Annotated in this window: 5 protein-coding genes; all 5 read left to right on the forward strand. The window is 41.6% G+C overall.

Annotation, left to right across the window (positions count from 1 at the left end; genetic code table 11):
• Positions 1-210, forward strand: a 210-nt coding sequence (locus tag WBA23_RS07245) for a hypothetical protein (protein ID WP_424581601.1), incomplete at its 5' end; no start/stop codon positions are given.
• 172 nt (positions 211-382) lie between these two features.
• Complete coding sequence (locus tag WBA23_RS07250) at positions 383-670, forward strand: BrnT family toxin (RefSeq protein WP_424581602.1); 288 nt, start codon at positions 383-385, stop codon at positions 668-670.
• Positions 636-989: a BrnA antitoxin family protein gene (locus WBA23_RS07255; protein ID WP_424581603.1), complete on the forward strand. Its 354-nt coding sequence runs from the start codon at positions 636-638 to the stop codon at positions 987-989. The genes WBA23_RS07250 and WBA23_RS07255 overlap by 35 nt, the downstream gene beginning before the upstream one ends.
• A 183-nt stretch (positions 990-1172) precedes the next feature.
• Entirely contained in the window at positions 1173-1577 is a 405-nt protein-coding gene (parS, locus tag WBA23_RS07260) for a type II RES/Xre toxin-antitoxin system antitoxin (protein ID WP_424581605.1), read from the forward strand.
• On the forward strand, positions 1577-1946 hold a 370-nt coding region (locus WBA23_RS07265; RefSeq protein ID WP_424581606.1), incomplete at its 3' end, for an RES family NAD+ phosphorylase. The genes parS and WBA23_RS07265, both read left to right, overlap by 1 nt.

A 1946-nucleotide genomic window follows, 5' to 3' on the forward strand; every position in this document is an offset into this window, starting at 1 on the left:
TTGGTAGATATGGCTACAAAATTTACAAATAAGGAAGATAGAAAACGCTTTGATAACGGTGCTGCAACAATGAAAGTATTACAAAATAAAATGGATGAGTTTATTGAGTTAATAGAGAACAATCCTAATCTATTTATACGAGGTGTAAACCAAAGCAAAAAGAGAAGCAAGAAGGCGTACGGTATTCGTCATGCTCTGTTAAGAAGGTAAACAGTTTATAGCAAAAGAAATTAAAACAGGGCTTTTCTTTACAAATGACTTTAACGTCATTACGAGCGAGGAAATCTCCCAATCAAATGAAGGAGACTGCCACACTATCGCTCGCAGTGACGGTTTGGTAAAACTTATAGTAATGTAGTTACGTTTGTAGTTATAGTTTCGTATGGAGTTTGAATGGGATGAACAGAAGAATCAGATTAATATCGTAAAGCATGGGTACGACTTCAAAGATGTATCCAAAGCTTTGCTAAAAAATGACTTTGTTTACACATATCCATCATCATATTCGGAGGAAAATAGAACAGTGGCTATTTGTCCGTTTGTCGATCACTTGGTGGCTATTATTTACACTTTGCGTGAAGATAAGATACGGATTATATCCATTCGGAAGGCTCGCAAAAAAGAAAGACAAAATTATGAAAAAGCAGAAAGAGAAGATCGTCAGATATAGTGCTGAAGAAATTAAGAAGATGAAAGGAAATACCGATTGGGAACGGGTAGATGCCATTACCGATGAAGAATTAGAAGAGATAGTTAAAAATGATCCAGACGATGTTTATTTATCCGATGAGGATTTAGCGAAGGGGACATTCTATCGTAAAGGAGAATGGATCAAGCAGTTTGAGGAGCCTAAAAAGAAAGAGCAAATCACCCTTCGCTTAGACGAGGATATTCTATCATTCTTCCGTGAAACCGGGCGGGGTTACCAAACTCGTATCAATAATGCACTTCGGGCATTTGTGCAGGCACAGCAAGAAAATCACAGATAACTAGAATTATTAAAATTCCTTTCCTTGGGTTTGTATAAAACTTTCTCATGTTAGGCGAGAGATGTCGGAATTCGCAGAGCCTTATCCGGCATGAGTATTTCGTTTTTTCCAACGTTATATTGCTATTACATCCAACTATTAAGCGACAATTTTCGTATATTACAGCGACAAAGTTATTTTCATATGCAAGCATCTCAAATTTTAGAGATTTCAGAAAATCAATCTATCGACTGGATTCAACTCGCTCGGGAAGGCGTTAGCAAACAGTTGGTGCAGGAAATGCAAGACCGGATGCAACTGTCGCAGAAGGAATTAGCTAATCTGCTTCATCTCACTCCGCGTACTATTCAGCGGATGAAGGATAGTGACTTACTGCCTTCGGCGGCTTCTGGCCAACTGCTAGAGCTAGCCCGTCTGTACCGTCGAGCAGTAGAAGTGTTAGGTAACGAAGCAGTCGCTAATCAATGGCTACGAACGTCGGTTACCGCCCTGAGCGGAGTACAGCCGGTGAGTTTGTTAGATACTCCAGTGGGTATCCAGTGGGTAATGACTGTTCTGGGACGCATTGAGCACGGTGTTTATTCCTGATGTTAGTTTACCGAATTGCCCGCCGCCCTTACGCTCAGCAACTGAATGGTCGTGGAGCGGCACTCTTCGGAGGAAGATGGAATTCGGTAGGCTCGCCCGTCATTTATACTGCTCAGCACCGTTCGTTAGCCGTGCTAGAATATCGGGTTAATAACCCCCTACCCGTTCCCGACCTGATGATGGTTTCGCTAGAGCTTCCGGACGACAGTTTACTCAAGATTCATATTAGTGATTTACCCAACAACTGGGCTAATTACTCCTTTGAAAGCCCCTGTGCTCACCAGGGCGACCGCTGGTTAAGAAATCAAGAAACACTACTACTGCAAGTCCCTTCAGTGGTAGTTCCCCAAGAGCATAATATTCTTATCA

Source organism: Tunicatimonas sp. (assembly GCF_049647865.1).
Taxonomy (GTDB): Bacteria; Bacteroidota; Bacteroidia; order Cytophagales; family Cyclobacteriaceae; genus Tunicatimonas.

Coding starts and splice junctions, on each gene's coding strand:
- WBA23_RS07250 (WP_424581602.1), top strand. CDS start 383: ATGGAGTTTGAATGGGATGAACAGAAGAATCAGATTAATATCGTAAAG.
- WBA23_RS07255 (WP_424581603.1), top strand. CDS start 636: ATGAAAAAGCAGAAAGAGAAGATCGTCAGATATAGTGCTGAAGAAATT.
- parS (WP_424581605.1), top strand. CDS start 1,173: ATGCAAGCATCTCAAATTTTAGAGATTTCAGAAAATCAATCTATCGAC.